Source organism: Streptomyces doebereineriae, assembly GCF_031845645.1.
Classification (GTDB): domain Bacteria; phylum Actinomycetota; class Actinomycetes; order Streptomycetales; family Streptomycetaceae; genus Streptomyces; species Streptomyces canus.
Genome location: NZ_JAVREZ010000001.1, coordinates 1,086,654 through 1,111,346 on the forward strand (window position 1 = coordinate 1,086,654; position 24,693 = coordinate 1,111,346).

The following is a 24,693-nucleotide window of genomic DNA, read 5'->3' on the forward strand; positions in this document are numbered from 1 at the left end:
AGTCGATCCGTAGGCACACGAAAGGCACCCACATGCGGAAGATGACCCAGCAGCAGTGGCGGGCGTTCGCCACGTACGGAACCCGTACCGGCAAGCTCTCCACCGTTCGCGCCGACGGCAGCCCCCACGTCACACCGGTCTGGTTCCTCCTCGACGGCGACGACATCGTGCTCACCACCGAGAAGAACGGGGTCAAGGGCCGCAACCTCGCCCGCGACGGACGGTTCGCCCTCTGCGTCGACGAGGACCGGCCCCCGTATGCCTTCGTACTCCTCCAAGGCCGCGCGACGATCTCCGAGGACCCGGAAGGCATGCTGCGCTGGGGAGGTCTCCTCGGTGCCCGCTACATGGGCGACGACCGTATCGAGGAGTACGCCGCACGCAACGGCGGCCCCGGCAACCTCCTCGTCCGGGGCTGCATCGACAAGGTCATCGCCTTCGCGGGTATCGCCGACCGAATCGTGGGCTGACGGGCCGGGGGCTGTGCTCAACCGGCCCCGGCTGATCAACTCACGTGCACTGCCGAGCCGTCGCGGCTCACGATGCCGGTCGGCCGGGCTGTTTCGGCGCCCGCGTGGCCGGCACCGGCGTCTGCGCGGTGACCTTCCGCTCCGCGTCCAGGGCGCGTCCGGCCGCCCGCAGCGTACTGAGGACCGCGGTCACCTCGCGTACGGAATGCTCGGGAATCACCGCCCCGATACGCAGCTCGAGCTCTTCCTCGAACACCTTCAGCGCCCTGTCCACCAGCTTCCGCCCCTCGGGCGTCAACTCGACGATCGAGGAACGGCGGTCGTTCGGATTGGCGCGCCGCCCACACAGGCCGGCCGCCTCCAGGCGATCGACCACCTTGCTCGTGCCGCCCACCGTGATCGAGAACTTTTCCGCGATGTCCTGGATCCGCCGCCCGGGCTGCTGCTGCAGCAGGTGCAGCACCTCGAACGAGGTCAGCGGCAGGTCGTACTCCGCCCTCAATCGCCCCTCAATGCCATCCCACAGCTCGATCTCCAGCGAGACCAGCTCCCGGTACAGCAGCTTCAGGTCGGCGTCAGCCATCACTCATCTTCCGAAGAATTATCTTCCGTGGACAGTTAATTGTAGGCTGCCATTCCAGTCCTGTGGGCGCGGAGCGAGGGCCAGGGAACTCCGCGCACACACGATCGCTTCCGTTTGTCACCGCTGGGGGCTCCCGTAGCGTGGACAGTATGCGGCTGCTGGTTGTCGAGGACGAGGAGCGGTTCGCGGCCGGGCTCAGGGACGGGCTTGAGGCCGAGGGGTTCGCCGTGGACGTGGCGCTCGACGGGGTGGACGGACTGTGGATGGCGCGTGAGAACGCGTACGACGCGATCGTCCTCGACATCATGCTGCCGAAGCTCAACGGCTATCGGGTTTGCAGGTCGCTGCGCGGCGAGGGTGACTGGACGCCGATCCTCATGCTCACCGCCAAGGAGGGCGAGTGGGACGAGATCGAGGGCCTCGACACAGGTGCCGACGACTACCTCACCAAACCCATCTCGTACGCGGTGCTGCTGGCCCGGCTCCGGGCGCTGCTGCGGCGTGAGGCGCGTGAGCGGCCCGCGGTGCTCGCGGTGGGCGACCTGCGACTGGATCCGGCCGCGCGCACGGTGACCCGAGCCGGGCGTCAGGTCGAGGTGACGGCGCGGGAGTTGGCCGTGCTGGAGTTCCTGATGCGGCGGACGGGCGTGCCCGTGAGCAAGCGGACGATCCTCGACCATGTGTGGGGCGACGACTTCGAGGGCGATCCGAACATCGTCGAGGTGTATGTGCGGCGCCTGCGCAACAAGGTTGATCGTCCCTTCGGGCGGGATTCGCTTCGGACGATGCGGGGGCACGGGTATCGGTTGGTGCCCGATGGCGGGTGAGCAGCGGCGCCTTCGGACGGTGCGCATCCGGGCCACGGTGATCGCCGCCCTGGCGGTGGGGCTCGCGCTGGTCGCCGGAGGCGCCGTCCTGGTGATCGGGCTGCGGGTCGAGCTGAGCAACGACGTGCGGGACGCCGCGCGGACCCGCGCCGGGGAGGTGGCCCGGGTGATCGAGGCGGGGCGAGGGGTGCCTGAGGTGAGCGTGACCGATCCTGACGAGGAGTTCCTGCAGGTCGTCGACCAGCATGGGGTGGTCGTCGCGGCGAGCTCGAACGTCGAGGGACGGCCGGCGTTGGCCAGGCTTCGGTCCGGCGGCAGCACCGAGGTCGACACCCCGATAGACGAGGACCCCTTCCTGGTCGTGGCGGTCGGAGCAAGGGACGGCGACCGGCGTCTGACCGTCCTGGACGGCCGTACGCCCGCCGGGGTCGCCGAGGCCACCTCCACGGTCACCCAGCTGCTGTTCATCGGCCTGCCCGTGCTGCTGGTCCTGGCGGCCGCCGCGACCTGGGTGGCCGTGGGGCGGACGCTGCGGCGGGTCGCACGCGCCGAGGCGGCGCAACGGCGCTTCGTCTCGGACGTCTCTCACGAACTCCGCTCACCCGTCGCCACGGTCCGGCAGCACGCCGAGGTGGCCCTCGCCCATCCGGGGCGCGCCAATGCCGGGGCGTTGGCCGGGACAGTCCTGGACGAGGCCGTGCGCATGCAGCGCCTCGTGGACGATCTCCTTCTCCTCGCCCGCGCCGACGAGGACGCGATCCGGCCACCGCGGCGCCCCGTCGACCTGGACGACCTGGTCTTCGAGGAGGCCCGGCGGCTGCGGGAACGGCAGGACGGCCCACGTGTCGACAGCGGCAGGGTCTCGGCCGGGCGGGTCCTGGGCGATGAGGACACCCTGCGCCGCGTGGTCCGCAACCTCGGCGAGAACGCCGCCCGCCACGCCCGCTCCCAGGTCGCCCTGACGCTCGGCGAGGTCGGTGGAACCGTACGGCTGGACGTGGACGACGACGGTCCCGGGGTGCCGGAGGGAGGGAGAGCCCGGATCTTCGACCGCTTCGTACGCCTGGACGAGGCCCGCGCGAGGGGAGAGGGCGGAGCCGGCCTGGGACTCGCGATCGTGGCCGAGCTGGTGGCGGCGCACGGAGGCACGGTGACGGTGGGGACGGCGCCGGAGCTGGGCGGTGCACGCTTCACCGTGAGGCTGCCGGCCACCCACTGAGGGGCGCGGGCGACTTTGTGGCTCCGCCGTGATGCGTCCCTCCCGCTCGAGCGAAGTCGAGAGGGGGGAGCGACCAGCCACCACGAACCCGCAGCCGCCCACGAACCGCATAGAGCCCTGCCCCAGAGCGCCTGACAGCACGTTCAGGTGCGTTCAGAGTCCATTCAGGGGGATGGCGGGACGCTCATCACAGGCCACGACACAAGGAGGCCGCCATGAACACCAACCGCCACGTCCTGCTGACCGGAGTATCCGTAACCGCCGCAGCACTCCTGGCCGGTGCGTGCTCGGGAGCCGCCGACACCGCTGCCGGCCAGACCGGGGCGAATGCCTGCGTGCACGTCATCGACGAGGGCACGGGCAAGAAGGGCGACGCATGCCTGCCCATCGCCCCGGCGAAGGACCGCGTCGACCTCCCCGAACCCCGCTTCACACACCCCACTCGCATCACAAACCCCCTCCACCCCACCAGTGACGTCACCCAGGTCATCATGGGCGGGCAGGTGGACGACAAGGCGTTCCGGACCGAGGTCAGCCTGCTGCCCGGCACGAAGAAGATCACGTACGACGGCCACACGGTCGAGACACGGGTCAGCCAGTACGCCGCCTTCTCCGACGGCCGGATCCACGAACTCGCCCTCGACTGGTACGCCCAGGCCGACGACGGCTCCGTGTGGTACTTCGGCGAGGACGTCTTCAACTACGAGGACGGCGTCGTCGCCGACACCGAAGGCACCTGGCAGGCGGGCCGCGACAAGGCACCGCCAGCGATGATCATGCCCGCCGACCCGGAGAAGGGCGACGTCTACCGTTCCGAGAACCTCCCGGAGAAGGTCTTCGAGGAGGTCACCGTACGAGCCGTGGACCAGACGGTCGACGGGCCGTACGGCGAGGTCGAGGGCGCGATGACCGTCCGTGAACTGCACATGGACGGCTCGACCGAGGACAAGGTGTTCGCGCCGGGGTACGGAGAGTTCTCGACCGGAACCGAGGGTGGCGACCTGGAGGCGGTGGCGCTCGCGGTGCCTACTGACGCGAAGCCCGGGCCGCTGCCGACCCGGCTGGTAGCCCTGGAGCGCGCGGCTGTTGCCGTCCATGAGTCGCCTGGGGTTGCCACCGTCCGCGAGGTCCGCGCCGCGTGGGACGCGTACCGTGCCTCCGACGCTGTGGCGGAGCTGCTGGAGCGGCAGATGGAGCGTGACCTCGTCGCCCTGGAGAAGGCAGGGGACGGTGCGCAGGCGGTGGCTCCCGCCCTGCGCGTCGCCCAGAACGCGACGGACCTGCGACTCCGCTACGAGTCCGCGCCGGCGGTCGAACGGGACCGACTCGCCCTCTGGACACGCCAGTTGACGATCGACACGAAGGCCGGGAACGAAGGTGCCGTCGCCGGCGACGTCACCGCCCTGGAACTCGCGTGGGAGCGAGTGCGGCACGAGGTGCCGAACCCTGTGCCGGTGGACACGGACCTGAGGAAGCTCCGCGCGGCGGCCGATGGCAAGGACATGGCCGAGGTACAGCGCCTCACGCCCGAACTCGCCGACCACATCGCGGGGTTGAAGGGCCTGTAGCCGCATGCGCGGCGAGTGTTGCGCGAGGCCGGCCGCGCGTTGGCGAGGAGCTTGCTGATGACGCGTTCGAGGAGGGCGACGGATCCCGCCCTCCACGTCAGAGATGAACTCGTCCTCGCGCCACCGGAGCTCGACCTGTTGTTCGTCGCCGACGAAGCGCAAGGACGGGGTATCGGACCGCTGCTCGGGCATCAGAGCCTGGCTGTCGTGGGTGTTGGCCAGATCCGACTCGGCGTTCGGGTCGTCGTAGGCGTCGACGATGGCGATGGTCCTGCCGGAGCCGCTGGCGGAGGCGGCGGAGGTCAGGCCGGGCCGACTGCAGGTCGCTGGGGCCGTGGCCGGTGGGGGAGTCCGCGGCGGCGTTCGGCCGTGCCGTCCGCGATGTCGCCGGTGTGGCAGACCAGATCGGCCCGCGCGCTTACGCACGCGCCGGTGGAACACCGGCCATCGCGGGCAGGCGGGTCACATCCAGTGGTCGGGGCCGGGGTTGCGGCCTTCGGCTCGTGCGGCGAGGCGCTCCGCGTAGTGCTTCCAGCCCTCCTCGTGGGCGGCGCACGCCTCGGGCGAGGGCAGGCCGCTGTGGACCAGGCGCAGCAGCGTGCCGTCCGAGGTGGCTTCCAGAGTGATCTCCACGGTGCTAGAGCCGGGTGGTACGGGCATCCCGCCCTCGGCCCAGCCCCAGGTGAACACCAGCCGCTTGGGCGGGTCCACCTCGACGAACCGGCCTTCGGCCACGTTCTCGCCCGTGACATTGGTCCGGTACGGGCCACCGGGCGCGAACACGAACGTGCCCTCCCGGCCCATCCAGGACAGCCACTTGTCCCGGTCGGTGAAGAAGGCGAAGACGGTCTCGGGACGGGCGGCGATGTGCCGCTCGACCGTGATCACGCCACCGCTGTTCGCTTCGCCGCTCACGCTCACGCGTCCGTTCCCTCCGCCCGCTCGGCGGCCTCGGCCAGTTCGGCGAGGGTGTCGAGCTTGGTGGCCCACATGGACTGCAGGTAGTCGGCCAGGGGGCCCATGGCCTCGCGGTCCGCTCGGTAGAACCGCTTCTTGCCGTCCTGGCGCAGCGTAACCAGGCCGGAGTCCCTGAGCACCTTGAGGTGCTGGGAGACCGCGCCGAAGGTGACGTCGAACCGCTCGGCGATCTCACCCGCCGACAGCTCCGCGTCCCAGACCAGCCGCAGAATCTCGCGCCGCCTGGGCTCGGCGACCGCCCGTACCGCATCCATACAGGTCATTTTAGCGCCCACTGCAATTTGCCAATCCACCCCCAGTCATTTTAGTGTGAGCTAAAGCGAAGGGTTCGGCGCTCGCGTCGGATCCCCGAGGAGAAGGACGTTCCATGGCTGAGATCGCCCTGCAGATCCGTATCGCCGCCGAGCCGGAGACCGTGTACCGCGCCGTCTCCACCCCCGAAGGCGTCGCCGGCTGGTTCACCACCGGAGCCGAGATCGGCGAGGGCGTCGGCGCTCTGCACCGGCTGTCGTTCCCTGGTGCGCCGATGGCCTGGGAGTTCCGCATCGATGAGGTCGCGGCGGGCAAGCGCCTGTCGCAGACCGTGGTCGCGGGGCCGCCGCAGTGGATCGACACTGAGATCGTCTACGCGCTGGAGGCCGATTCCGAGGGCGGCACGGTGGTCCGGTTCGACCACACCGGGTTCGCCGAGGTCGACGACATGTTCCGCGAGGTCACGATGGGCTGGGCCGGCATGTTCACCCGCCTGAAGGAATACGTCGAGACCGGCACCCCGGCCCCGTACTTCACCCTCTGAGCCCCATCCCCGCTTGCAGAAGGAGCAGCAATGTCCGAGATCACCTTCCAGGCCGACGTCGACGCCGACCGCGCCAAGGTCCACGAGGCGCTGGACACCCACGACGGCCTCACGGGCTGGTGGACCACCGGCGTGGACCGCGAGGGCGAGGTCCTCCTCTTCGACTTCCCGGAGATTCCCGAGCCCTTCCGGCTCCGCCGGGACCGCGCGGACAAGGAGGAGATCGTGTGGACGTCGATCGGCGCCTTCCCGCCCCACTGGTCCGGGACCGTCATCACCTGGCGGCTGACCGACGCCCCCGACGGGACCGGTACACGAGTGGACTTCCGGCATGCCGGCTTCGCCGCCGACGACGCCGACCTACCGCACACGGCCGAGACCTGGGGCCTGCTGATGGACCGGCTCAAGGGGTACGCCGAGACGGGCACGCCGCGGCCGTTCTTCACCCTCTGATCAGGTATCCGATGACGATCGACGTGATGGCGGAGCGGGTGATCCCGCTCCCGCCCGGCCGGGTGGCGGCGTACGCCATGGACTGGCGCAACGATGCCGAGTGGACCCAGGGCATCCGCGAGGCGGTCCTGACCCGGGAGTCTGACGGCGGCGGGTTCGGCGTCGGTGCGGAGGTGACCCGTACGGCGTACTTCCTCGGCAAGCGCATCGACTACGTGCTCCGCGTCGCCGCCCACGAACCCGGGCGGCTGCTGGACATGGTGTCCGTGGCCGGACCGATGCCGATGCACGTCACCTACACCTTCGGCCCGCACCCGGACGGCACGCTCGCGCGCATCCGCGTTCAGGGCGACCCCAGCCGGTACTACCGCCTCGCCGCGCCCCTCATGGCGAGGAAGGTCCGCTCTTCCCTCGGCAAGGACCTGCGCGACCTCGAGCGCAGGCTGCGGGCCCGGCGATGACCCCGATCCCTTGCCCTCACGATTCGAGGTCTGTGATGGCGTATGACGAAGGACTGGCTGAGCGGATCCGCACCCGGCTGGGTGCCGATCCGGCGATCAGCGAGAAGCGCATGTTCGGCGGCCTGGCGTTTCTGCATGAGGGAAACATGGCCGTGGGAGTGATCGGGGACGAGCTGATGGTGCGGGTCGGGCCCGATGCCACCGACGCTGCTTTGGCCCGGCCCGGGACACGGGCCTTCGACTTCACCGGCCGCCCCATGCGCGGGTGGGTCGTGGTCGCCGCGTTCGCGCTCTCCGAAGACTCCGGCCTCCATGCCTGGACCGATCGGGGGTACGCCTTCGCAGCGGGTCTGCCGCCCAAATGACCTGCAACGATGTGCGGGCCGAGGCCCCTGGTCGCGGACCGGTCGAGCTGAGCCGTTTGCCGGGCGCCACCGCCGACGCGCGCATCCAGGGCCCACCCGACCGTTCGCTCCGCGATCAGCAGCGCGTAGCCGAGGACGGTGTCCGCCACGGCTGTGCGAGCCGAGCTGAAGGCCGGGGCGATCTTGTAGGTGAGAGGTGACTCCACCTGGCGGCTCCGCTGTGGCGGGTTGAGCCTGTGTCGGGTCACCACTGGGTGACGAGCGGCGTGTCCGGTCCGTGCTGTCGCCAGGCTTCGGCGAGGCGGACGAGGCGGGCGGAGGAGGCGATGCCGCGCACGGTTGCGATCTTGCCGCCTGTGATGTCGAACGTCACGGTGCCTACGACCTGGTCTCCGAGCACGAAGAGGATGGCAGGGGCGTCGTTGACGAGCGCGTAGTGGATGGCGGGCGTGCCGCCGACGAGTCGCCGTTTCGCCGGTGTGGGCTTGAACCCGGCCCGTGCGATCGCGGCGATGCGCTCCGGAGTGTCGTACCGCAGCAGCGTCTTGGCCAGGCCGGCGCCGTTGGAGTCGGCGATCGCGATCGCATCGTCGGTGAGCAGCGCCACGAGCCGTTCAATACGGCCGGAGGTGGCAGCGGCGAGGAATTCCTCGACGATGCCGCGGGCGGATGCCGGGTCGACTTCGCCGCCGCGGCGGCGCGCGGCGGTGATGCGGTGCCGGGCCCGGTGGAGGTGCTGCTGGCTTGCGGACTCGGTGATGTCGAGGATCTCGGCGATCTCGGCGTGGCTGTGGGAGAACGCTTCGCGCAGGAGGTAGACGGCCCGCTCGAGGGGTGACAGGCGCTCCATGAGGGTCAGCATGGCCAGGGAGACCGATTCGCGCTGCTCGAACGTGTCGGCGGGGCCGAGCATCGGGTCCCCGTCGAGTAGCGGTTCGGGCAGCCATGCGCCGACGGTGCGTTCGCGGCGGACCTGTGCCGAGCGGAGCCGGTCGAGGCACAGGTTGGTGACCACCTTGGTCAGCCATGCTTCCGGCACCTTGATCAGCTGCCGGTCCGCGGCCTGCCAGTGCAGGAACGCGTCCTGCACGGCGTCTTCGGCGTCGGTGGCGGAACCCAGCAGCCGGTAGGCCAGCGAGGCCAGCCTGTTCCGGCTGGCCTCGAACTGACTGGTGCCGAAGTGATCAATGGCGGTTCTGTCCACGTGGATCACCCTACGAACTAGGCGGCTACGCGACCGCTTTTCGGCGGACGCGCGCGGCGCGGCGGCAAGGGGACGCTTGCGCTTGGGCAGGCCGAAGGTCGGGTGCGAGGTGGTCCAGAGCGACATCTTGAGGATGCCTGTCTTGATCCGCGCGGCTTTCCGGCCGCCCACGTACTTCGGCTTTGCCTGCGCTTCGCCGTCGACCATCTGCAGGATGCCCTCCCGCCGCCCGAGGCTGATGTGGTTGCCAGGTACTCCAGCCTGGTGTTCGCGATCTTGCGGCCGGTGAGGCGTCCCACGATCGCGGCCGTGGCCTGCATGCCGGTGTAGCCGGCCGAGGCGCAGGGCATCGGCAGCGGCCGGCCGTTGTCGCCGACGGCGTAGGCACTGTCGCCGGCGGCGTAGACGTTCGTGTGCGAGACCGACCGCATGGTGCGATCGACGACGATCCGACCGTTCTCGGTGACCTCCACGCCGCCGGCGGCGGCGATGGGGCTGATCGCGAACCCAGCCGTCCACACAGTCGCGTCGGACGCCAGGGCGGTGCCGTCGGTGAACAGCACGCGCGCCGCTTCGACGGCTTCGGCCTCGGTGTGCTCCAGGACTGTGATGCCCAGCCGGCCGCCGGCCTGGCGCAGGTGGCTGCGGGCTTTGAGGGAGAGCTGGGCGCCCAGCTCTCCGCGGGCGACCAGCGTCACCGACAGGCCGGGCCGGGATTCGGCGATCTCGGTGGCGGTCTCGATGCCGGTCAACCCGTCGCCGACGACCAGCACACTCCCACATTCGCCCCGCCTGCTGAGGCTGTCCAGACGCTCGCGCAGGCGCAGCGCGGAGGGCCGGCCGGCGACGTCGAAGGCGTGCTCGGTCACGCCGGGGACGCCGTGGGCGGTGACGCGGCTGCCGAGCGCGTAGAGAAGTGTGTCGTAGCGGAGTTCGCCGCCGCCGTCGGCGTCGGCCACGGCGACGACCTGGCGCTCGGGGTCGATGGCGGTGACACTGGCCAGGCGCAGCCGTATCCCCGTGCCCGCGAAGACGTCGGCGAGCTGAGGAGCCTCGATCTCCTGGCCGGCCGCGAGCTGGTGCAGCCGCAGCCGCTGGACGAAGTCCGGCTCGGCGTTGACCACGGTGATCTCGGTGTCCGCCGGGGACAGCCGACGGGCCAGGGTCCCGGCCACGTAGGCCCCGGCATAGCCGGCGCCGAGGACGACGATGCGGTGCTTCATGTGTAGCTCCTGTCGGGTCGCTTGGCTCTCCGTGACTTGAGCGGAACAGCGCCCCGATTACTGACAGGAACTGCATGTGGCCCGCGTCACATCGCGGTTGTGCGCGGCCTTCCGGCTGAACGACAACCGCAGCGAGAACAGGAACACCTTGGTGGAGACGCCGTCCAGGTCGATCCACACATCCCCGAAGTCGACCTCCGCCTCGTCACCCGGGCGGTGGGTCTGCGGCACGAACGCCTGCGGAGGGCCGCGGCCCTCCGCGACGCGGATCTCCGAGCGCCGCTGGAAGATGTAGGCGCGGAGCATCGAATACGTCACTCCCTGCGCATCGTGCTCGTCGACCGGCCGGTCGAAGACCTGTTTGACGGTCTGCCTGTGCTTGCGTGGCGCCGGCCACACCGACTCCAGTGCCAGCGCCACAGTCCTGCAGCTCACGCCGTATTTGGCAGACAAAGCCCTGCTGGACAGCCCTTCGGCCCGAGCGTCATGGCGTATCGACGCGTACAACTCGACCTTCGAAAGGGCCCTTGAGTCACCCAGGGGTAGCCGATGCACCCCGACACTCCGACCGCAAGGCCCCAAGTGGAGTCAAAACCCACCCACCGTTGGCCTCACAACTGACCTACTGAGCCACCCGTCCCGCTCAGGCGCGGCGCGGAACGGATTCGGTCCTTCTGGTCCCGGCGGCGAGCAGAGCGAAGCCCAGTGCGAAACCGAGCATGGTCCATACGCCGCGGGGCCAGAAGATGTGGCTGTCAGTGAAGGACCAGCCGGCCACCAGGAGAACCACCGTGCCGGGAACAACGCGCACGCCGTGTTTCGGGAAGAGTGCGACCGCCGTGGCCACGACGGCGACGATGAGGGCGTAGGCGCCGACCTCCCCGAGCGACTCACCCGCGTCGTAGAGCGGGTACTTGATCGGCCCTATGTTCGCTGTTCCGGCAGCGTGCTCGACCGCGGTTCCCGCCGCGATACCGGCCACCGCGTCGAGACCGGTGTAGAAGGCCGCGTACGTGAACGCACTCGTCCAGGCCACCGCCGTGGCGAAGCCCGCGAGGTCTGGTCGGGGGCGGTGCCACAGAGGGACGAGGAGGCCGAGCGTAAGCAGCGGAAAGACTGGCAGCAGCGCGATGTGCAACTGTGTCCAGTCCGTGGCCGTCGCCCTGGACAGACCATGCGGGTGCGCGGCGCCCGCCACAGCCAGCACAAGGGGCGCGACAGTGACGAGGGTGATGTTTCGGATGGTCAACACGCTGTGATCGTAGGCGCGTTACATCACTTGAGAGGGCTGCGTAAGGACTTCGTAAGATCTTGCGTGGTGCCGTGGAACGCTGGAAACCCCCGCCGGGGTGATTCCCCTCCGACGCGACACCGGCCTCGCCGATCGGGCGGCGAGGCCGGAGCAGAGGACCTCGTCTGGGCTGACCGCGTTGTAGGAGCGGTGGTGGTGGCGGTGATGTTGGACGCGTGGGCGGCGATGTCAGCGTCGTCGGCTTCGGCGATCTGCCCTTCGTGGACGCACTCCACTCGCCGGCATGACTGTGCGCGCCGCCTGCATTGCCGCTGCTGCTGTCCGGACAGCAACCGGAGACCGCACAGACCGAGGTCACCATCGAACTCGTAGTACGGGACAGCAGCGGGCCTCCGCCGGTGACGGGGCGAGCCATCGAACGCAGTCAGGGGGCGAGGATCGGCTCAGGCGAGGAAGGGCGCGTGCCCCGGGCGCACGCAGTGGCCGACGGGCCGGCCACGGGGGCGGTGACATGGCGCTCATCGGCTGCTCAACCCGCCATGGTGGGCTGGGAGTTCGAGTCCGGTTCACCAGTGCGTTGGTGAAACCGGAGGGAGTGAGGCCCGGTGTCGCCCTGGTACAGGTCCCAAGTGGCGCCGCCGACGTTGAGGGTGACGACCTTGGGCCGACTGGCAGGGCAGGTGTTCTGGCGGGCTGACTGGTCTGTTCCCAACTGGTGCGCTCCAGTCGGCTGGCGCGTCCGGCCCGCATGGTCTGTCGGCTGCAGGATCGGTGACCGGCGTTGAGCACTCCTTGCTGCGTCGGAACGGGTTCGGCGCCCCGGAGAGGAGTCTCCAGGACGCCGGGCCGCGGTGGCAGCTTCTTTACACCGCGGCTATGCCCTCCATGCCGGACTCGGCGAAGGGGGGCAGTCCGGTGGCCGTGGTGACCTTGGTGAGGGAGCCGTTCCTGCCGATGCGGAAGCCGTCGACGGTGCCGGAGGTCCCGTTCTGCACGTACAGGAACTTCTCGTCCTGCGTCACCGCCAGGTCGATGACGCCCTGAGACATGGCTGACGGCGGGGTGGCGATGCCGATCTCGTTGGTGAGCGCGAGCCTGCCGTGCCGGTTGGTGCGGTAGCCGGTGACGGTTGAGTTGCCGGTGTTGCCGCCGTAGAAGAAGTCACCGGCACGCTCCAGCCAGCACAGCGTGTTCTGACCGTTGGCCAGGGGCTTCTGGACGACCTTGAGGCTGCCGTCGGCGAGCACCTTGTACGTGCTGACCGTCGATTTCTCGGCTTCGGCGACCAGCATCCGGCCCGTCTTGTCGAAGGTGATCGCGAATGGCACGCCGCCGGCCGAGTCGTTGACCTTCGCCCGGGGTGCGGGGCGTCCGTCGCGCCTCATCGGGAACACCTCGATGGTGTTGGCCGATTTCGTGGTGATGACCAGCTCACCGCCGCCCGGAGTGAACGCGACCTGGCCGGGCGAGCTGCTGAACAACGGCACCTTGTCGTTCTTCAGCCCCAGGGAGCGATATGAATCGCTTAGCGGTTCGAGTCCGTTGGCCGTGATCTTGAAGCCCTGGACGCTGCCCGCGCCTCCCGCGTTCATGACGTAGGCGAGGTTGCCGGACACCGCGATGGAGGAGGGGAAGTCCCCGCCCGAGCGCACCACCCGCCGGTCCGTCAGTTTCCGTCCCTCGACGCGAAACGAGGTCACGGTGCCGCTGCCCGCGTTGACTGCCAGCAGCAGCTGCGAGCCGCGGTCGTAGACGAGTGAGCCCTGGGAGGCGAGGGAGTCGGTGGGTGCGTCGACCTGATCGCCGCCTTTGCCGCCCGTTGCGTAGGTGCCCGAGGCGGTCAGCTTGCCGTCCTCGCCGCGCTTGAAGACGTGGATGGTGTTTCCGGCGAGCTCGTTGCCCTGTACGAAGACGGCGTGGTCGGCTCCCGCCTTGGCGCTCTTCGTCGTCGCGCCTTGGTGTGTGCGGGGGACTTCCCCCGCCGAGGCGATGGCCACCGTGGTCGCGACCGCCGCCGATGCGAGGATGCCGGCTCCGGCGATGGTCATCCGGACCTGCGACTTCGACCTGCGCCTGGTATGCCTGCTCACGCCTGACTCCTTGTACCTCGCCGCCACCACCGGTCGGTGACGTGCAGAGCCAGAGTTGCCTGCGGGGCGGGTGGGATGAAGATGTTTCGGTCCCGCGTCAGCTTCTCGTAAGAACTTCCGTTCGCCCCGGAGAATTCGGTGGGCGGTCTGGCCTGCGGCTCGACTGCTGCCCTTGCCAGTGTGGTCGCGGCAACGTCGACCCCGGTCTGATCGGGGGCTTCTACGAGAGCGCCTACGGGTCGGCCAAGTTCGCCGTCCGGGGGCCCGGAGCGGTGACTCGCGCCTTTCACGCCGCGGCGCCTCACCGCAGACGTCCGTGACGACTTCTCCCGCAACGCAATCGGAAGCGGAGACGACCTCGGCGACCGTCGACGTGGTGCTCCCTTGTCCGAACGAGGCCGAGGCCCTGCCCTGGGTCCTCGCCCGTATCCCGCGCACCTGGCGCGCGCTGGTGGTGGACAACGGATCCACGGACGGCTCGCCCGAACTGGCCCGCGACCTCGGCGCGACCGTCGTGCGTGAGACGCGCCGCTGCTTCGGCGCCGCCTGTCACGCCGGGCTGACCGCGGCCACCGCGGACATCGTGTGCTTCTGCGACTGCGACGCGCAGGCGGCGTGCCTCATGTTCGAGGCGATCCCGCGCATTCCCGGCAAGCGAGGTGACCCGTCGAGCAGGACGATCGGCATCTACCCGCGATGTGGTTGGACGGAGAATCGAGCCTTGTGCTCGACGCGGTCAAGAGGAAGGGAGGGAAGTGCGGCGATCTCGCCGTCGAGCCGGGGCCGGGGTCGGGCGCCCGCGCAGGGCAGCGGAGGCGCCCGCCTGCGGGTCGCGGTCCGGCGGCCCCGGCCCTCCCTCACATACCGATCCGCGCCGCGATGACCGGTGCCAGCCGGTCCGCGATGACGCGGTGCCCCTGGTCGTTGGGGTGGACCGAGTCCGTCAGGTCGCCCGAACCCAGCCAGCCGGTGGTGTCGACGAAGGAGACCCGGGAGTCGCCACCGTCGACGGCCGCTCTGACCGCAGCCTCGGTCTGCGGGACGTACCGGCCGCGGAAGGTCTCCAGCGCGAAGATCCACGCTTGTGGGTACGCGGCGCGGACCTTGCCCAGCAGACTGGTGTACGCCGCCTGGAACTGCACCGAACTGACACCGTGGCCCACGTCGTTGGTGCCGAGGTTGATGACGACCGCGTTCGCCTGGTACCGGGAGAAGTCCCAGTCGGGGGTGGCCGCGTTCGGGTTGAGCTTGGTGAACTGCCGCTCCAGGCCGACGCATCCGTCCGCCGCGGCGACCAGACAGGCGCCGCCTTGGGCGATCTGGGTGTGCTCGGTGCCGAGCCGTTCCCCGATCAGCCAGCCGTACGCGGTGCGGGCGTTCTGCGACGACGTCGTCCCCACCGTGATCGAGTCGCCGACGAACTCGATCAGCTTGCCGGGCGCCGGCGGTGCGAACGTGGTGGCGCCACTGTCGAGGACCAGCCCCTGAAAGACGGCGTCACCCCGGTAGGAACCGGCGACCACCTGGTAGTTGACCTGGAGTGTGTGGTTGCCGGCGGTCAGCGGGGAGGGAGCCAGGTTCACGTTTCCCTTGACGTCGTCGTAGAACTTCACCGGGCCGTTGTCGATCCTCGCCCAGAAGTCGATCGTCCCGCGCTGCTTGAGCTGGACGGTCCGGCCGGTGAAGCCGACCCGGTAATAGGCGCCCGCCCAGTACGGGGTGTAGGCGGTGGAGGTCCTGGTGTCCCAGCGGCCCACGAACTTGATGTTCGGGTCGCCGGGTTGGCCGGGAGCGGCCGCCAGGGTGGATGTGGGGCTGCCGAGTCGGGAGGCTATGACGGGGGCGAGGCGGTTCGCGAACTTGGTGTGGCCGGCCTCGTTGGGATGCCCGTTGCCGTCCTCGTAGTCGGCGCCGTCGTTCAGCCAGCCCGTGGTGTCGACGTAGTGCACCCTGCTGTCACCGGCGTTGGTGCGGGCCGTGACGGCCGCCCTGGTCTCGGCGACATAGCGCTTCTTGAGCGTCTGCACGGCGAAGAGCTGCGCGTTCGGGTAGGTGGCGCGCAGGTCGGCGAGGAACTTGGTGTACTCCGACTGGAATGCGGCGCCGGTCACGCCGTGGCCGATGTCGTTGGTGCCGAGGTTGATGACGACGGCGTCCGCCCGGTAGCGGGAGAAGTCCCAGTTCTGGCTGCCGGTGCTCGCAGTCCTGAAGAACTGCGTGCTCAGGCCCGTGCATCCGGACTGGGCGACGAGGCAGTAGCCGGATCGGGCGATCTGGGTGTGGCGCGTCCCTAGTTGCTCGCCGGTCTTCCACGCGTACGAGTCCAGTGCGAGCCGGTCCGTGAGCGCACCGGCGGTGATGGAGTCGCCGACGAACTCGACGAGCCGGGACGGGGCGTTCGGCGCGACCGTGCGCGCACCGGGGTCCAGCACCAGGCCCTGGAAGACGGTGTCGCCGGAACGGTACGAAATGCGCAGGGTGTGGGTGCCGGCGGACAACGGCCGGGGCGTGAGGTTCACCGTGCCGCGCACGCCGGGGTGGAAGACGTCGGGGCCGCCGTCGATGCTGGCGTACAGGTTGACCGCGTCTCTCGCCTTGACCTTCACCGTGGTGCCGGTGAAGGCCGTCTGCAGGTAGGCACCGGTCCAGGAGGGCACCGCCGCCGTGCCGGCGCTGGTGTCCCAGCGCCCGACGTAGACGATGTTGGGGTCGGAGACCGAGCCGTCACCCGGCGCGGCCTGGGCGGGGGAGCTCCCCGTCCAGGACAGCAGGCAGGCGACGAGAACGGCCGTGAGGAGCGCAGCAAGGGTACGGGCGAGGTGGCGTAAGGAGGTGACATGGGGGATGGCGTGGGGGGTGGTCTGCACAGGGTCCCTTTCGGCGTGGGGTGGGAGCGCTCCCAGAAGCAGCCTTTCGAGAGAAGCAATGAAACGGTTCAGCGTCAAGGGTTCGCGTGAGGCAGGCAATTCACCGACAGGCAATGGAAGTTGATCGCGCCGTTCTCTGCCGATCGGCGAGTACGGCCCGTACCCCGGACGGTTGTGGGAGCAGTTCGTGGGGGTGATCTGGCGGTTCCGTAGCAGTAGTCAGTGGCGGGACATGCCGGGCGAGTTCGGCCTGTGGTCCACGGTCAACGGTCGCTTCCGGGCCTGGGGGAGGGACGCCGGCGTCTGCACCGCACTGCTGGAAGGCGTGATCGCCGAGGCCGCCCGCCAGAGGAAGACGGACTTGTCCCTGGTCAGTGCGAGCTCCACCACCGCCCGGGCCCATCATGACGCCCCCGGGATGCGCATCGGTGAGGAGGTCATGGAAGCCCTTGAGGACGTCGCCGCCGACCAGGAACAGGCCCGGCAAAAGGGGCGGCCCGCCGGTACAGAACGGCCGGGACCAGAGCGACGCCCCCGAGCGGGAAGCGCGGCGGCGCACCAGGCGACGGCGCAAGGTCCGGAAGCCGGCACAGATGGCGTCGGTCGGCGACATCCTTCAGCAGCTGATGGCTGTGCCGTCAACCGGGCGGCCTTCCGTCAAGGCTGTGACCGTGAGCGGGCTACTCGACGCATGTCGCCGGGAGGCGCCTTGTTCGCCTGGACTTGACGACTTCGTTCCGGCGGATCCTCGTCAGGTTGTGCTTGCGCGGCTCGGTGACAAGGTGTTGCGGCTGGCTCCTGGCCGGGTGGAGAGGCCACTGGCCGACGTCACGCGGTGCAAGACGGTGGCTCAAGCGACGGATTCGGTTCTGGTGCCCGAGCCGGGGTTTGGGATCTCCGAATGCGTAGAGGTGGATTGCGGTACGCCGATCTGGCCATTCGGGCACTGGCTGCATCGTGGCCCGATGGGGACATGACGACACCCTTGTCGCTGGCGACGGCTTCGAGTCCGAGGTTGAAGAGACTCGAATCATGACCCAGCTGCGGCTGTTCGGCGCGGTGCACTGCTCCGGGTCTGATGGCTCCGGACCGTCCCGGACCGGTTCAGCCTTCCTGCACGCGAGCGGCCTCAACTGACCACTCGCCAGCCAAGATCATCCGCTAAATCGTTTCCGTCGGCACGTCCCGCCGGTGCACCGGGTGGCTGACCGGCGAGGTGGTCGGGCTTGGGCCAGCGCCCCGTGCGCGTGGAGGGACGCGCGCGGGGCGTGGATGCCGCTGCAGCGGGTGGCCTGAAGTGATGACTCACCCACCTGGGATCAGGAGAGACTCCACTGCTGGCTCGTCGCTCCGGTGCCCGTCTCCTGGGCCACCGCCGTGCCTTGGGTGGTCGAGGCGCCGGTGATGCCGAGGTTCAGGTCGCTGCCCACCCCGGCGAGCATGTACGTGCTGCCGCTGTAGCTGCCGACCAGGTCGAGGAACCACTGCTGGTTGGTCCCGCCGTTGCAGGTCCACTGCTGCAACTGCACGCCGGTGGTGGTCGACTGGTTCGGCACGTCCAGGCACAGGCCGCTTTTCACGCTCTTCAGCGTGTAGATGTTGTCCGCCACCTTGGTGAGGGTCCACTGCTGGTTGGTCCCGCCGTTGGACGGCCACTGGATGACTTTGGCGCCGTTCGCCGTGGAGCCGCTCGCCACGTCCATGACCATGGAGCTGTTGGGGTTGGTCAGTGTGTGGTTCCCCGCGGTGGGCAGCCCGCTGCCGGCCGTCCAGGTGCCGGCGGTGGCATCGAGGGACCAGGTGGGGTATTGGCCGACGTTCACCGTCGTTCCCTTGATGGTCATCGGCAGCCAGATCAGCTGCGAGGAGCCGAGGTCCGCGGTGTTCCAGCGGTCACCGGCGTAGAGGTAGGAAGTGCCGGAGGGGCCCTGGACGGTGATGACGTTCGCCGTCTGGCTGCCGTAGGTGTGGGTGCCGGGCGCCGCGAAGTTCCGGAACGACGACCAGGGGCCACCCAGTGACGTGGCGGTGGCGTAGATGTTGTCGTTCAGGCTCCAGCCCGTCAGGTGGGAACCGAACACGTAGTACATCCCGTTGACCTTCACCATGGCGGGCGCCTCGACGCTGCTGCTGCCACTGCCGCCCAGGACCGTAACAGCGCTGTCCACGGACAAATAGTCGGCGGACAGCTTGTCGATGCGCAGGCCGTTGTTGCGGTCCTCGCTCAGCAGGTAACCGGTTCCGTCGGTGTCCTGGAACAGGCCGAGGTCACGGCTGAGGTTGCCCAGCGGCCGGAAGCTGCCCCGGTAGGTGTAGGGGCCGCAGGGAGTGCTGCTGGTGGCCACACCGACCTTGGCCTCGGAGTAGTTCGTGCTGTCGATGTGCATGTACATCACGTACGTGCTGGTCGACGCGTTGTAGATGACCTTGGGCCGTTCCACGACCCGACTTGGGCCCAGGTCGCCGCTGCTCTGCCGGGACAACGCCTGAGCCTGGTAGGTCCAGTTGGCGAGGTCGGTCGAGGTGTAGCACGTGATGTCCTGGAACGACGTGTCCGCCGAGGTCTCGCCGGTCTTGTCCTCTCCGAACCCGTACCAGGTGCTTCCCACCTTGATGATGCCGAGGCCGTGCAGTTGCAGCGCGTTGCCGTTCTGGTCGGTCCGTGTGGCACCCGTGGTGAACGACACTGTGGCTGCCTGCGCCGCGGGCGCCGGGATCAGGAACGCCGCAATGCCCGCGAGCAATGTCAGAAAGGCGGCGGCGGCCCTGTGCCATCCGCCGACCGGCCGATGGGGTACTCCCTTGAGCATGATCTTCCCTCTCGTTCAAGGCGCCGGTCGCCGGGTCGTTCGCGTCGATGTGAGGGAATGGACGATTCGCCCCGTACGCGGCTGGTCCGGACGGGGTGAGACGCAGTCGCCCGGCGGAGATCAATGAGAAGGGCAGGCCAGACGGCAGTCAAGGATTGTGATCGTTTTTGTTTATTCTTGACCGATCAAGCCCCGGGGCCTGAGTCGACCGATCCTGTCGGCTGGCTCTCCTCTGACGGCACATAAGGGGCAAATCGTGCCGCCAATCCGTGGCGTTGCCTCGAACGGAGCGATGACCGCCTGTTGGTCTTCCAAGCCGGCCAGCCTTACAACTCCCCTGGCCGCCAAGCTCTGTCACTTCCTGATCGGGCTTGTTGAAACCGGCCCCCCACGGGGGCGGGCAGCGTGACATCCGGGCTACGCATGCACCCCCGACCACAACCTGCGGGAACGCCGGCCCCCATCAGGTGCCACCCCTGGAACGCAACCACCCGCCCCGCCTCGGCGAAAACCAGAGTCCGGAGCCCGCCCGCCAGTCGGCAAGTGCTGACCAACGCCGTCACCGCGACGCGTCACAGGGCGGCGGTCGTACCCTCTCCGGAGGCGCTGCCCGCGAGCCACTGGTCCCATCCCAGGTTGAAGTCGGCGTAGCCGTTGTCGGCCGGGGCCTTGCCGCGGGGTGAGCCGGTGATGGTGATGGGGTCGCCCTGCTTGACCTGACCGTAGAACCACTTGGCGTCCGCCAGGGACAGGTGGACACAGCCGTGAGAGCCGCGGGCGCTGCCGCTGCCCGGGTTCGGGTCGCCGGTCGAGTAGTGGACGTAGGTGCCGGACTGGGTGAGGTGGATGTCCCAGGGAAGGGTCAGGTCGTAGTAGTTGGGGCTGCCCTTGTCGCAGCTGATACCGACGCTGCAGGAAGTCATGTGGACTTTCTCCTGCTTGTCGATGACGGCCATCGTGCCGTCCCACGTCGGATACTCGGCGCTGCCCGCGTTGATCGACAGGGTGCGCACCGGCGCGCCGTCCCGGGTCACCTTCATGGTGTGGCCGGTCACCGAGACATCCGCGCGCACGTCGTCACCGATCTTGAAGGTGTGCGTGTAGCCGTGTACGCCGTAGCGTCCGTTGCCGTTGCTGACACCCTTCATGTCGGCGTCGATCTTCACCGTCGTACCGGAGGGCCAATACGTCTTCGGGCGCCAGTCGGCGCGCTTGTCGCCCATCCAGTGCCAGGCGCCGGCGACGGCCTGGGAGGCGCTCACCTTCATGTGCTTTTCCACTGTGGCCCGCGCCTTGGCCGCCACCGGGTTCGTGAAGATCACCGAGATCGGCATGGCCACGCCGACCGTGGTTCCCGTCTGTGGGGTGATCGTCTCCAGCAGCATCGGCGGGCCCGCGGGTGTCGTCGGCGACGGAGAGGTGCTCGCGCCCGGCTTTCCCGACGCCTTTGCGTCGTCCCCGCTCGCCTTGTCACTGCCGACCCCGCCGCAGGCGCTCGCGCCCACCAGCATTACACCCGTGACCAATGCGATCCCTATGCTGCCCTTGCGCCGTCCCACGAACTGCCCCGGTCTACTCGCTGTTCGGCCCTGACAGGCCCGTCCCCCTGTCAGACAGAGATGGCGCGGGCCGCAGTTGCGTGCGTCGCGCAAAACCTGTCCCAAGATTCGATGCCACCGCAGGACGGGGACGACGGGGGAGGCGGCGCCGCGCAACTCTGTTGCCGTTGTGACTCAGGTCCCATCGCCTACGTGCAGCAAATCCCGGGGTCTCCCCGCCGAGGAGGGGAGACAGGAAGGGAGGCGCGTGTGGATACGAACTTCGACGGCTTCGTCGCCGCCCGGTCGGCAGCGCTGCTCCGGGGCGCCCTCGTCCTGACGGGGATCCGCGACGCCGCCGAGGATCTGGTCCAGGAGACCCTGGAGCGGGCCTGCCGCAAGTGGCGCTCGATATCCGTCAAGGACGCCCCGGAGGCCTATGTGCGGCGGATCATGGTCAACCTGGCCAACGACCGCTGGCGCCGCTTCCGCCGTACGGCATTGCAGGCGGACGGCCCCCACCGGGCCGCCCGCGGCGACGAGTACGGACAGGTCGACAGCAGGGACCAGTTGGTTCGCGCGCTGCAGCAACTGCCCATGCGGACGCGGACGGTGGTGGTACTCCGGTACTTCCACGACCTCTCGGACACCGAGATCGCAGCCGACCTGGGCATCTCGCCGAGCACGCTGCGCTCCCAGCTCGCCCGGGGGATCGAGATGCTCAGAAGCCAGTTGCCCGCACTCTCCGACCTTCACCACGGCAGTACACGGAAGGAATCCGTTGACTTCCTCCCCCGTCTAAAGGCGGGGGATTCCAGCGGTCGCCCGCTGGGATTCCTGCTTCACCGACGACCGCCCCGTCCGGGAGGACTCCCGTTGAGGTCTTACACCGTCTCCACAGGCAGACGCCGCCAGCCCGGCGGCCAGAATGTTGCGCGCCGCGTTCACGTCGCGGTCATGCACCGCGCCGCAGACGCACGTCCACGCGCGGACGTTCAGCGGCAGCTTCCCGCAGACCGTCCCGCAGTTCCCGCACAGCTTGCTGCTGGGGAACCATCGGTCGATCACGACGAGTTCACGCCGTACCAGGCGCACTTGTACTCCAGCAGAGAGCGCAGTTGCGTCCACGAAGCATCGGAGATGGCGCGTGCGAGCTTGCCGTTCTTCAGCAGGTTGCGGACGGTGAGGTCCTCGATCACGACCGTTTGGTTCTCACGGACGAGTCGAGTCGACAGCTTGTGCAGGAAGTCGCGGCGCCGGTCGGCGATCCGTGCGTGGACCTTGGCGACGCGACGGCGGGCTTTCTCGCGGTTCGCCGAGCCCTTCGCCTTGCGCGACAGCTCTCGCTGCGCGCGGGCCAGCCGCGCGCGATCCCGCCGCTCGTGCTTGGGGTTGGCGACCTTTTCCCCGGTGGACAGCGTCACCAGGGAGGTGATCCCGGCGTCCAGGCCGACGGCCGCTGTGGTGGCGGGAGCCGGGGCGATGCTGTCCTCGCACAGCAGGGACACAAACCAGCGACCCGCCGCGTCCCGGGAGACAGTCACCGTGGTCGGCTCCGTCCCCTCGGGCAGCGGACGCGACCAGCGGATGTCCAGGGGCCCCGTCATTTTGGCCAGAGTCAGGTGCCCGTCGCGCCAGGTGAAGGCGCTGCGCGTGTACTCGGCCGACGCCCGGGACTTCTTCTGAGACTTGTAGCGCGGGTACTTCGCGCGCTTGGCGAAGAAGTCCCCGAACGCCGTCTGAAGATGACGCAGCGCCTGCTGCAGCGGAACCGAGGACACCTCCACCAGGAACGCCAGTCCCTCGGTCTTCTTCCACTCCGTGAGCGCAGCCGAGGACTGCACATAGGAGATCCGGCGCTGCTCGCCATACCAGGCCCGTGTGCGCTCCTCCAGCGCCTTGTTGTAGACGAGGCGGACACAGCCGAACGTGCGCGACAACTCAGCCGCCTGCTCGCCGGTGGGGTAAAAGCGGTACTTAAACGCCCGCTTGACCTGCTCCGCCATACCTCACACCGTATCAACCTCCATGTGAGCGGCGGGTGTCGGCCGGTGGACGGCGCACGCCGGCCCGCCCTGACGGCGAACCGGCTTCCCCTGCCCTGCTCTTCAGGAGCTTCGTTTCCTCCCCGGCCTTAGAACTCCTAACAGAATGCTGCTTCTCCCCTTGGAATGTTCGCATTTGATGGTGTGTTAGCCTTCACATGAGGAGGGGTGAGCAGCTGCCGTGGATCGTGTCCGATGAGTTGTGGGCGCGGATCGAGCCGTTGTTGCCGGTCGTGCGCCGCCGCGCGGATCACCCGGGGCGCAGGCGTCTGGACGACCGCAAGGTCCTGTGCGGGATCCTGTTCGTGCTGTACACAGGCATTCCGTGGGAGTTCCTGCCCAAGGAACTGGGCTTCGGCTCCGGCATGACCTGTTGGCGGCGCCTGCGGGACTGGAATGACGCGGGGGTGTGGCAGCGTCTGCATGAATCGCTGCTGGCCGAGCTGCACGCCGCCGGCGCTCTGGACTGGTCCCGGGCGGTGATCGACGGCTCTCATGTGCGGGCCATGAAGGGCGGCCCAAAACTGGACCGAGCCCGGTCGACCGTGCCCGAACAGGCTCCAAGCGCCATCTGATCACCGAAGCGCACGGCATCCCCTTGGCCGCCTCCCTGACCGGCGGCAACCGCAACGACGTCACCCAGCTCATGCCCTTGATCGAGGCCGTTCCGCCAGTACGCGGCCGACGCGGACGACCCCGCCGACGCCCCGACCGCCTCTACGCCGACCGCGGCTACGACCACGACAAGTACCGCAAGCAGGTCCGGGCCGTCGGAATCGCCCCGGTCATCGCCCGCCGCGGCGCCGAACACGGCTCAGGACTGGGCGTCCACCGGTGGGTCGTCGAACAGAGCTTCGCACTCCTGCACTGGTTCCGCCGGTTACGCATCCGCTGGGAGATACGCGACGACATCCACGAAGCCTTCCTCACCCTCGGGTGCGCGCTCATCTGCTGGAGGAGATTGTGCCGTGCGACGGGTTCCTGACGTGGCATGTGGGATTCAGGGCTCAGTGGCGCCTTCCGCCAGAGCCTTGATGGTGTTGAGGCGGTGTTCCCACTGGGTGGCGAGGGTGGCCATCCACCGCGTTGTCTGCTTCACCGGTTGCAGGTCGGCTTCGTAGCGGACCTCGCGGCCGGCCCGGTGGGCGCGGACAAGCCCAGCGCGGTCCAGAACGGCCAAGTGTTTGGCCACCGCCTGGCGGGTGACGGGGAGGCTCGCTGCCAGGGATGTGGATGTGGCGCCGCCTTCGCGGGCAAGGATGGCGAGGACTTCTCGACGAATCGGGTCAGCCAGGGCTACCAGAACGTGCTCGGAGCCGTCATCGTCCTCGGCGGCGCGGGTCATGCCGTGGTCGGCTCGCAGGCCGCGCGCAGTTGGTCGAGCTTGCCGGGCCAGTTCTGGCTGTTGGCGCGGTGACGTTCGGCGGCCTCGGCGGTTGGCAGCCCGAGCCGCGCGAATCCGCTCTCAATCAAGGTGAGTTGGGTACCTCCGGTGGAGTCGTCTTCGGCCAGCGTGAACTCGACCAGGGTGGCATTGGTGTCCTCAGGCTCTTCTCCAGCGGCACCTTGAGACCACCGCCAGGAGAAGAGCCGCGGCGGCTCGACGGTCTCGATGCGGGCGGGAATAACGCCATGGACACCGTGGTCGAAGACGAGGAGACCGCCGGGGCGCAGGTCGATCTTGACTGGCTCTCCGTTGCCGAACCAGCGGCCGAGGAAGGCGGGTTCGGTCAGCACGGACCACACCCGCTGCATGGGGGCGTTGATCGCGATGGTGCGTTCGATCGTGTTGTGAATCATTGCAACCTCATCTCGTCTGGGCCTGCCACCTCAAGGTTGCACACTCGCTACTCGATGCGCAACCAACTGGTTGCGCATCGAGCAGCGAGTCCCCGCGCCAGATCCACACCGTGCATTTCGTTAGGAGTTCTAAAGGCCGGGGTA

General features: G+C 68.9%; 21 protein-coding genes and 6 pseudogenes. 12 read left to right on the top strand and 15 right to left on the bottom strand.

Going from position 1 to position 24,693, the window contains the following annotated elements:
- Positions 1–32: 32 nt before the first annotated feature.
- The gene (locus RNB18_RS05165) at positions 33–470 is read left to right on the top strand and encodes a PPOX class F420-dependent oxidoreductase (protein WP_311712931.1); all 438 of its coding nucleotides are present in this window, start codon (positions 33–35) and stop codon (positions 468–470) included.
- Between the two features lie 67 nt (positions 471–537).
- Here the strand turns inward: RNB18_RS05165 and RNB18_RS05170 are convergent, their stop codons facing one another.
- Entirely contained in the window at positions 538–1,053 is a 516-nt protein-coding gene (locus RNB18_RS05170; protein WP_311712932.1) for a MarR family winged helix-turn-helix transcriptional regulator, read from the bottom strand.
- Between the two features lie 149 nt (positions 1,054–1,202).
- On the opposite strand from RNB18_RS05170, the gene RNB18_RS05175 reads away from it, so the two are divergent.
- From RNB18_RS05175 to RNB18_RS05185, 3 genes are all read left to right on the top strand, one after another.
- Positions 1,203–1,880 (top strand): response regulator transcription factor, encoded by a 678-nt coding sequence (locus tag RNB18_RS05175; RefSeq protein WP_311712933.1) that lies wholly within the window; start codon positions 1,203–1,205, stop codon positions 1,878–1,880.
- Positions 1,870–3,099 carry a sensor histidine kinase gene (locus RNB18_RS05180; protein WP_311712934.1) on the top strand — a complete coding sequence of 410 codons (1,230 nt, stop codon included), beginning with the start codon at positions 1,870–1,872 and terminating at the stop codon, positions 3,097–3,099. Before RNB18_RS05175 ends, RNB18_RS05180 begins: the two co-directional genes overlap by 11 nt.
- A gap of 215 nt (positions 3,100–3,314) precedes the next feature.
- Positions 3,315–4,667, top strand: coding sequence for a hypothetical protein (locus RNB18_RS05185; RefSeq protein ID WP_311712935.1), 1,353 nt, complete (start codon positions 3,315–3,317; stop codon positions 4,665–4,667).
- Between the two features lie 216 nt (positions 4,668–4,883).
- Here RNB18_RS05185 and RNB18_RS05195 read toward each other — a convergent pair.
- From RNB18_RS05195 to RNB18_RS05205, 3 genes and pseudogenes are all read right to left on the bottom strand, one after another.
- A pseudogene (locus RNB18_RS05195) lies at positions 4,884–5,034 on the bottom strand (peptidase S8); the annotation flags it as partial.
- Between the two features lie 95 nt (positions 5,035–5,129).
- A complete protein-coding gene (locus RNB18_RS05200) occupies positions 5,130–5,582 on the bottom strand; it encodes an SRPBCC family protein (RefSeq protein ID WP_311712936.1) in 453 nt (150 codons plus the stop codon).
- A 2-nt stretch (positions 5,583–5,584) separates the two neighbouring features.
- Positions 5,585–5,899, bottom strand: coding sequence for an ArsR/SmtB family transcription factor (locus RNB18_RS05205; RefSeq protein WP_311712937.1), 315 nt, complete (start codon positions 5,897–5,899; stop codon positions 5,585–5,587).
- A gap of 113 nt (positions 5,900–6,012) precedes the next feature.
- On the opposite strand from RNB18_RS05205, the gene RNB18_RS05210 reads away from it, so the two are divergent.
- The 4 genes from RNB18_RS05210 to RNB18_RS05225 are packed head-to-tail and all read left to right on the top strand — an operon-like array spanning position 6,013 to position 7,720.
- Complete coding sequence (locus tag RNB18_RS05210) at positions 6,013–6,441, top strand: SRPBCC family protein (RefSeq protein WP_311712938.1); 429 nt, start codon at positions 6,013–6,015, stop codon at positions 6,439–6,441.
- Between the two features lie 30 nt (positions 6,442–6,471).
- Positions 6,472–6,894, top strand: a complete 423-nt coding sequence (locus tag RNB18_RS05215; RefSeq protein ID WP_311712939.1) for an SRPBCC family protein — start codon at positions 6,472–6,474, stop codon at positions 6,892–6,894.
- Between the two features lie 11 nt (positions 6,895–6,905).
- Positions 6,906–7,355: an SRPBCC family protein gene (locus RNB18_RS05220; RefSeq protein WP_311712940.1), complete on the top strand. Its 450-nt coding sequence runs from the start codon at positions 6,906–6,908 to the stop codon at positions 7,353–7,355.
- A 35-nt stretch (positions 7,356–7,390) separates the two neighbouring features.
- Positions 7,391–7,720 (top strand): TfoX/Sxy family protein, encoded by a 330-nt coding sequence (locus RNB18_RS05225; protein ID WP_311712941.1) that lies wholly within the window; start codon positions 7,391–7,393, stop codon positions 7,718–7,720.
- 244 nt (positions 7,721–7,964) lie between these two features.
- On the opposite strand, the gene RNB18_RS05230 is transcribed toward RNB18_RS05225, so the two are convergent.
- The 5 genes and pseudogenes from RNB18_RS05230 to RNB18_RS05250 form a co-directional block, all read right to left on the bottom strand.
- Positions 7,965–8,924, bottom strand: a complete 960-nt coding sequence (locus tag RNB18_RS05230; protein ID WP_311713028.1) for a sigma-70 family RNA polymerase sigma factor — start codon at positions 8,922–8,924, stop codon at positions 7,965–7,967.
- A 45-nt stretch (positions 8,925–8,969) separates the two neighbouring features.
- Positions 8,970–10,147: pseudogene (locus tag RNB18_RS05235) on the bottom strand (NAD(P)/FAD-dependent oxidoreductase); the annotation flags it as partial.
- A 57-nt stretch (positions 10,148–10,204) separates the two neighbouring features.
- Positions 10,205–10,582, bottom strand: coding sequence for a hypothetical protein (locus tag RNB18_RS05240; protein ID WP_311712942.1), 378 nt, complete (start codon positions 10,580–10,582; stop codon positions 10,205–10,207).
- Between the two features lie 208 nt (positions 10,583–10,790).
- Positions 10,791–11,399, bottom strand: a complete 609-nt coding sequence (locus tag RNB18_RS05245; RefSeq protein WP_311712943.1) for a hypothetical protein — start codon at positions 11,397–11,399, stop codon at positions 10,791–10,793.
- 863 nt (positions 11,400–12,262) lie between these two features.
- The gene (locus tag RNB18_RS05250; RefSeq protein ID WP_311712944.1) at positions 12,263–13,489 is read right to left on the bottom strand and encodes a lactonase family protein; all 1,227 of its coding nucleotides are present in this window, start codon (positions 13,487–13,489) and stop codon (positions 12,263–12,265) included.
- Positions 13,490–13,805: 316 nt separating this feature from the next.
- Here RNB18_RS05250 and RNB18_RS53610 point away from each other — a divergent pair.
- Positions 13,806–14,096 (top strand): annotated as a pseudogene (locus tag RNB18_RS53610) (glycosyltransferase); the annotation flags it as partial.
- Positions 14,097–14,346: 250 nt separating this feature from the next.
- Here the strand turns inward: RNB18_RS53610 and RNB18_RS05260 are convergent.
- Positions 14,347–16,356 carry a GDSL-type esterase/lipase family protein gene (locus tag RNB18_RS05260; RefSeq protein WP_311712946.1) on the bottom strand — a complete coding sequence of 670 codons (2,010 nt, stop codon included), beginning with the start codon at positions 16,354–16,356 and terminating at the stop codon, positions 14,347–14,349.
- Between the two features lie 120 nt (positions 16,357–16,476).
- Between RNB18_RS05260 and RNB18_RS05265 the strand changes: the two are divergent.
- A pseudogene (locus tag RNB18_RS05265) lies at positions 16,477–16,931 on the top strand (transposase); the annotation flags it as partial.
- A gap of 744 nt (positions 16,932–17,675) precedes the next feature.
- Here RNB18_RS05265 and RNB18_RS05270 read toward each other — a convergent pair.
- Positions 17,676–19,166, bottom strand: coding sequence for an RICIN domain-containing protein (locus tag RNB18_RS05270; RefSeq protein WP_311712947.1), 1,491 nt, complete (start codon positions 19,164–19,166; stop codon positions 17,676–17,678).
- A 572-nt stretch (positions 19,167–19,738) separates the two neighbouring features.
- Positions 19,739–20,677 (bottom strand): L,D-transpeptidase, encoded by a 939-nt coding sequence (locus RNB18_RS05275; protein ID WP_311713029.1) that lies wholly within the window; start codon positions 20,675–20,677, stop codon positions 19,739–19,741.
- Between the two features lie 159 nt (positions 20,678–20,836).
- Here RNB18_RS05275 and RNB18_RS05280 point away from each other — a divergent pair.
- Positions 20,837–21,382 (top strand): annotated as a pseudogene (locus RNB18_RS05280) (SigE family RNA polymerase sigma factor); the annotation flags it as partial.
- A gap of 120 nt (positions 21,383–21,502) precedes the next feature.
- Here the strand turns inward: RNB18_RS05280 and RNB18_RS05285 are convergent.
- Positions 21,503–22,710, bottom strand: a pseudogene (locus tag RNB18_RS05285) (RNA-guided endonuclease InsQ/TnpB family protein).
- 197 nt (positions 22,711–22,907) lie between these two features.
- On the opposite strand from RNB18_RS05285, the gene RNB18_RS05290 reads away from it, so the two are divergent.
- Positions 22,908–23,734, top strand: a protein-coding gene (locus tag RNB18_RS05290; RefSeq protein ID WP_311712948.1) for an IS5 family transposase whose coding sequence is annotated in 2 segments (ribosomal slippage) — positions 22,908–23,268 and positions 23,268–23,734 — 828 coding nt in all. Because the reading frame shifts where the segments join, the coding sequence is not laid out codon by codon here.
- A gap of 15 nt (positions 23,735–23,749) precedes the next feature.
- On the opposite strand, the gene RNB18_RS05295 is transcribed toward RNB18_RS05290, so the two are convergent.
- Complete coding sequence (locus RNB18_RS05295; RefSeq protein ID WP_311712949.1) at positions 23,750–24,094, bottom strand: ArsR/SmtB family transcription factor; 345 nt, start codon at positions 24,092–24,094, stop codon at positions 23,750–23,752.
- Positions 24,091–24,549 carry an SRPBCC domain-containing protein gene (locus RNB18_RS05300; RefSeq protein WP_311712950.1) on the bottom strand — a complete coding sequence of 153 codons (459 nt, stop codon included), beginning with the start codon at positions 24,547–24,549 and terminating at the stop codon, positions 24,091–24,093. Before RNB18_RS05300 ends, RNB18_RS05295 begins: the two co-directional genes overlap by 4 nt.
- Between the last annotated feature and the right edge of the window lie 144 nt (positions 24,550–24,693).

Coding starts and splice junctions, on each gene's coding strand:
- RNB18_RS05165 (WP_311712931.1), top strand. CDS start 33: ATGCGGAAGATGACCCAGCAGCAGTGGCGGGCGTTCGCCACGTACGGA.
- RNB18_RS05170 (WP_311712932.1), bottom strand. CDS start 1,053: ATGGCTGACGCCGACCTGAAGCTGCTGTACCGGGAGCTGGTCTCGCTG.
- RNB18_RS05175 (WP_311712933.1), top strand. CDS start 1,203: ATGCGGCTGCTGGTTGTCGAGGACGAGGAGCGGTTCGCGGCCGGGCTC.
- RNB18_RS05180 (WP_311712934.1), top strand. CDS start 1,870: ATGGCGGGTGAGCAGCGGCGCCTTCGGACGGTGCGCATCCGGGCCACG.
- RNB18_RS05185 (WP_311712935.1), top strand. CDS start 3,315: ATGAACACCAACCGCCACGTCCTGCTGACCGGAGTATCCGTAACCGCC.
- RNB18_RS05205 (WP_311712937.1), bottom strand. CDS start 5,899: ATGGATGCGGTACGGGCGGTCGCCGAGCCCAGGCGGCGCGAGATTCTG.
- RNB18_RS05210 (WP_311712938.1), top strand. CDS start 6,013: ATGGCTGAGATCGCCCTGCAGATCCGTATCGCCGCCGAGCCGGAGACC.
- RNB18_RS05215 (WP_311712939.1), top strand. CDS start 6,472: ATGTCCGAGATCACCTTCCAGGCCGACGTCGACGCCGACCGCGCCAAG.
- RNB18_RS05220 (WP_311712940.1), top strand. CDS start 6,906: ATGACGATCGACGTGATGGCGGAGCGGGTGATCCCGCTCCCGCCCGGC.
- RNB18_RS05225 (WP_311712941.1), top strand. CDS start 7,391: ATGGCGTATGACGAAGGACTGGCTGAGCGGATCCGCACCCGGCTGGGT.
- RNB18_RS05270 (WP_311712947.1), bottom strand. CDS start 19,166: ATGCTCAAGGGAGTACCCCATCGGCCGGTCGGCGGATGGCACAGGGCC.
- RNB18_RS05275 (WP_311713029.1), bottom strand. CDS start 20,677: ATGCTGGTGGGCGCGAGCGCCTGCGGCGGGGTCGGCAGTGACAAGGCG.
- RNB18_RS05295 (WP_311712949.1), bottom strand. CDS start 24,094: ATGACCCGCGCCGCCGAGGACGATGACGGCTCCGAGCACGTTCTGGTA.
- RNB18_RS05300 (WP_311712950.1), bottom strand. CDS start 24,549: ATGATTCACAACACGATCGAACGCACCATCGCGATCAACGCCCCCATG.